This is a genomic window from Longimicrobium sp., assembly GCF_036280135.1.
GTDB lineage: Bacteria > Gemmatimonadota > Gemmatimonadetes > Longimicrobiales > Longimicrobiaceae > Longimicrobium.
Genome location: NZ_DASURI010000906.1, coordinates 1 through 4,368, shown reverse-complemented (window position 1 = coordinate 4,368; position 4,368 = coordinate 1). Strand labels below are relative to the sequence as shown.

Genomic DNA, 4,368 nt, shown 5'->3' with positions numbered 1-4,368 from the left:
TGCTGCATCCCCCGCATCCACGGCGACTTTGCCCTGGCCGTGTGGGACGGGCGCACGCGTACGCTCGTGGCCGCGCGCGACGCGTTCGGCGTGCGGCCGATCTTCTTCGCACAGGTGGACGGCGCGCTGCTCGTCTCGTCGCGGCTGGAGGCGCTGGCGGGCGACGCCGCGTTCGACGAGACGTGGGCGGCGGGCTTCGTCCTGGGCGGCAGCGCCGACGCCGAGCGGACGCTGTGGGCCGGCCGCCGCGCCCTGCCGCCCGGCGGCATGTTGACCGTGGCGGACGGGCGCGTGGACGAGCAGCGCTGGTGGCGCGCGGAGGACTTTGTCCCGGCGGCGCGCGCGGACGGCGCGGAGGCCGCCGAGGAGGTGCGCCGCCTGTTCGCCCAGGCCGTCCGCGTGCGCATGGGCGCGCCGGGCGAGACGTGGTCGCAGCTGTCCGGCGGGCTGGACTCGTCGTCCGTCGTCTCCATGGCGCAGTCGCTGGCGGAGGCAGGCGAGGCGCCGGCACTCGCGGGCACGGTGTCCGTTGTCGACACGCTGGGCGACGGCGACGAGACGCGCTACTCGGGCGCGGTCGTGGCCCGGTGGGGCGTGCGCAACGAGGCCGTGGCCGATCCCTGGCCCTGGCAGGAAGACGGCGAGCCGCCCACGGCCACGGACGAGCCGCGTCCCATGTTCCCGTACTGGGCGCGCGACCGGCGGATGTGCCGCATGGTCCGCGAGGCCGGCGGGCGCGTGATGCTCAGCGGCCAGGGCTCCGACCACTATCTGGACGGCCCCGGGACGTTCGCGGCGGACCTGCTGGGCACGGGCCGTGTCCGCGCTGCGCTGCGGACGGTCACGCTGCACGCCGTGGCACACCGGCAGTCGTTCTACGGCTGGTTCTGGCGCAACGCCCTGCGCCCGCTGCTCCCCGCCCCGCTGGCGGGCACGGGCGGCCGGCCCGCGGCGCCGCCGTGGGTGCGCCCGGACTTCGCCCGCCGCGCGGGGATGACGGCGCCGCGCGCGCGGTCGCGGCCGGGGCGCATCTGGCCGGACGAGCTGGCGACGTACCTGCGCGTGCTGGCGGGACACCTGGAGCGCGGGCCGTTCGTGGACGGGATGGAGGTGCGCTACCCCTTCCTGCATCGGCCCCTGGCGGAGTTCTGCCTGCGGCTGCCGGTGGAGGAGCGCATCCGCCCGGGCTGGTCCAAGTGGGTGCTGCGGGAGGCGATGCGCGGCATCCTCCCCGAGACCGTCCGCACGCGGCGCGGCAAGGGCGGCATCGACGCGCGCATCCTGTGGGCGCTGCAGCGCGAGGCGCCGCGGCTGCGCTGGCTGCTGCGCGACCCGCTGATCGCCCAGGCCGGCTGGGTGGACGCGGACGCGCTGCGGAACGCCGTGGAGCGCGCGCGGCAGGGCGCGGTGGACAACCTGGCCCACCTGCTCAGCACGCTGTCGCTGGAGACGTGGCTGCGGGTGCGCGCCGGCGCGTGGACGCCGCTGGACGCGCGCGCGCCGCGGCCGGCCGCCGCCTGAGCGCGGCGGAACGCACGCCGCCGCGGCCGGGGGGGCGCGCGGCGGAAATCACCCCTCGCACGGAGGTGGAAAGCATGCGGAAGAAGCACTACGTGGCGCCCACGCTCACCTGGCTGGGCGGCGCCGTGGAGCGCACCCGGGGGCGCTTCGGGAAGCAGGCGGAGCTCATCAACTTCTTCTTCTGGATCTAGCCGGGAGACGAAGCGCGGACGTCCCATCCATTCAACCCAACGACGGAGGTGTCCCATGGAGCAGAAGCAGACCAAGAAGCCCTACGTGTCGCCCACGCTGACGGAGCACGGCGGCGCGGTGGCCAAGACGCAGGGCCGGTGGGGCAAGGTGGCGGAGTTCATCAACTACTGGATCCCGCCGCTCTGATCACCCGCGCGGTGTAGCCGGCCGGCGCCGCTCGAGCAATCGGGCGGCGCCGGTTCGTTTCTGGATGATGATGCCGATCCGCACCCTCATTCCACGTGCGCATCCGATGCGGTGATCGCGATCACCGCATCGGAGCGAATGATGCCAGTTGCGGCTCTGATCCTGTAAGGCCGACGCTCAGCCGGAGCGAATGAATTCGCCGCTGGAAATTCGCGAAGTCCGCCTGCGCGGACGGCCCCAGCACAGGCCACGACATGTGCACCGAGGCGGCCTTCGATGGCGTGAAGGCCGCCATCATGCACGAAGGAAGGCGTGCGGCAGGAGCCGTCGGCGAAGGCCGACATCACGTTTTCGGAGCCGCGAATTCATTCGCCGGGGCTGGGTGACGGCGCGCCTGCACGTCCCTTCATACGCTCGACGTCCGCATCTGCCGATCCGCATCGTTGATCCCGAAAGCAGCATCGCCGCGATGGCTGTCTGCCACCGCGGCGATGATCGATCTGCCGTCCATCTCGCGATCTGCCGTCCGTCTCGCGAGCCGCCTCGGGTCCGATGATCCGGATCCGCCCCGTCCGCGCTACTCCGCCGCGGGTGCCAGGGCCGGCGTCGGCGGAACGACGGGAAGCACGGCGGGCGCCGGCGCGGGCTCCACGGCCGGCCGCGTGAACGCGCCGAAGATCGTGGGGATGCGCGTGGCCAGCACGCCGAACAGCTCGCGGGCGGCGTTGCCCATCACCCGCGTCACGTCGCGCGTGAGCAGCCCCAGCGCGTACGCCAGGTCCACCGACTCGTCGTCGCCGGGGCCCAGAGCGCGCAGCACGGCCGTGCGGTGCTTGAGCAGCAGGGGCCGCACGTAGCGCACGGGGTTGAAGTTGGGGATGTGGTGCGCCCCCAGCCCCTCGATGAGCGCCACCGCGCGCCCGAAGTACGTCATCTCGCCCGTGAGCACCACGGGCCAGTCGTACAGCAGGTGCATGACCTCGTCGGCCAGGGCGCGCTGCATCTCGGCCAGCTCGGCGCCGCGCTCCGTCATCTGCAGGATGAGCGACACCAGGCGGTGGATGGTCTCGCGGTCCGTCTGCGGCTCCACGATGCCCAGCTTGAAGAACCCGTCCACCACCTTCTCGGCGTCGCCGCGCACGGCGGCCAGCGACGTGTGCACCAGGTGGTGGCGCATGGCCGGCTCCACCTCGATCACCATCCCGAAGTCCAGCAGCACCAGCGCCCCGTCCGCGCGCACCAGCAGGTTGCCGGGGTGCGGGTCCGCGTGAAAGATGCCGTCCACCAGCATCATCTGGATGTACGCCTCGACCACGGCGTGCATCACCTGCTCCGGGTCGATCACGCCGGCCGCCACCAGCCCGTCGATGCGGTCCACGCGCGTGCCCTGCACGAACTCCAGCACGAGCGCGCGCGGGCGCACCATCCCGTCGATCACGCGCGGAACGATCACGCGCGGGTTGCGCGCGAACCGCTCGCCGATGGCGCGGGCGTACGCCGCTTCCTTGCGAAAGTCCATCTCGTCGGCAATGCGGCGCTCGAACTCGTCGATCACCACGTGCAGGCCGCGCAGCTGCGGATGGCTCCAGAACCGCTCCACCCAGCGCAGCACCATCCGCACGAACTTGACGTCCTTTTCGACGATGGGCTCCACGCCGGGGCGCAGCACCTTCACGACCACGTCCTCGCCCTGGTAGCGCGCCTTGTACACCTGCCCCAGGGAGCCCGCGGCCAGCGGCTCGCGCTCGAACGCCTCGAACACCTGGTCCACGGGCGCGCCGTACGCGGCCACCAGCTCGCGCTCGATGGCGGGGAACGGCACGCACGCCACGTTGTCGGTGAGCGTGCTGAGCGAGGTGAGGTACGGCTCCGGCACCACGTCCGGTCGCGCCGAGAACACCTGGCCGATCTTGACGAACGTCGGTCCCAGCGTGGGGATCAGGTCCGCCAGCCGCTCGGCGCGGCGCACGTGAAAGTCCGCGGAGCGGCGCGCGGGCCGTCCCCAGAAGACGAAGCGGCGGCGATCGCGCGAGAACGACAGCGCGAACGGCAGCAGCAGGAACAGCAGGCGAAGGGTGTGCATGGGCAAGGGCGGTGCGAACGAAATGGGCAGGCGCGGGCCATCTGTCCGCGCCTGCCGTCGTGCGGCCTCCTGTACCCGCACGCCGGGCCGGGGTTCATCCCCGTGCCTGGCTGAACGGGTGCGGGCGGCGGAAGGATTCAGGACTGCAGGGAATAGGGAACAGGGAATAGGGAAGAGCGGGCAACGGCGGATGCGTGATGCCGCACCGTACGAGTCCGCCGAGCGGGCGCACGCCCGTCATCTCAGCCCCCTGCAAAAGCGTCATCCTGAGGAGCCGCCGCGCGATCTTCGCCCGTGCACACACCGTGGCGGCGACGAAGGATCTTGTGTGCGAAGCGTGAGACGGATCACGTGCATGGAGCCGGTCTGCCGCTTTGCGCGCAGAT

4 protein-coding genes are annotated in these 4,368 nt (G+C 72.3%); 2 read left to right on the top strand and 2 right to left on the bottom strand.

Annotation, left to right across the window (positions count from 1 at the left end):
- Together VFZ20_RS29170 and VFZ20_RS29165 are read left to right on the top strand one after the other, a co-directional pair.
- The coding region (locus tag VFZ20_RS29170) for an asparagine synthetase B family protein (protein ID WP_329687495.1) at positions 1 to 1,521 on the top strand (1,521 nt) is incomplete at its 5' end.
- A gap of 246 nt (positions 1,522 to 1,767) precedes the next feature.
- A complete protein-coding gene (locus VFZ20_RS29165) occupies positions 1,768 to 1,899 on the top strand; it encodes a lasso RiPP family leader peptide-containing protein (protein WP_329687494.1) in 132 nt (43 codons plus the stop codon).
- An 86-nt stretch (positions 1,900 to 1,985) separates the two neighbouring features.
- On the opposite strand, the gene VFZ20_RS29160 is transcribed toward VFZ20_RS29165, so the two are convergent.
- Together VFZ20_RS29160 and VFZ20_RS29155 are read right to left on the bottom strand one after the other, a co-directional pair.
- On the bottom strand, positions 1,986 to 2,243 hold the full coding sequence (locus VFZ20_RS29160; protein WP_329687493.1) for a hypothetical protein: 258 nt from the start codon (positions 2,241 to 2,243) through the stop codon (positions 1,986 to 1,988).
- 233 nt (positions 2,244 to 2,476) lie between these two features.
- Positions 2,477 to 3,982, bottom strand: a complete 1,506-nt coding sequence (locus VFZ20_RS29155; protein ID WP_329687492.1) for an ABC1 kinase family protein — start codon at positions 3,980 to 3,982, stop codon at positions 2,477 to 2,479.
- Positions 3,983 to 4,368 lie beyond the last annotated feature (386 nt).

Bases quoted from the DNA above. Each gene is read 5' to 3' on its own strand.
- VFZ20_RS29165 (WP_329687494.1), top strand. From the start codon at position 1,768: ATGGAGCAGAAGCAGACCAAGAAGCCCTACGTGTCGCCCACGCTGACG.
- VFZ20_RS29160 (WP_329687493.1), bottom strand. From the start codon at position 2,243: ATGTCGGCCTTCGCCGACGGCTCCTGCCGCACGCCTTCCTTCGTGCAT.
- VFZ20_RS29155 (WP_329687492.1), bottom strand. From the start codon at position 3,982: ATGCACACCCTTCGCCTGCTGTTCCTGCTGCTGCCGTTCGCGCTGTCG.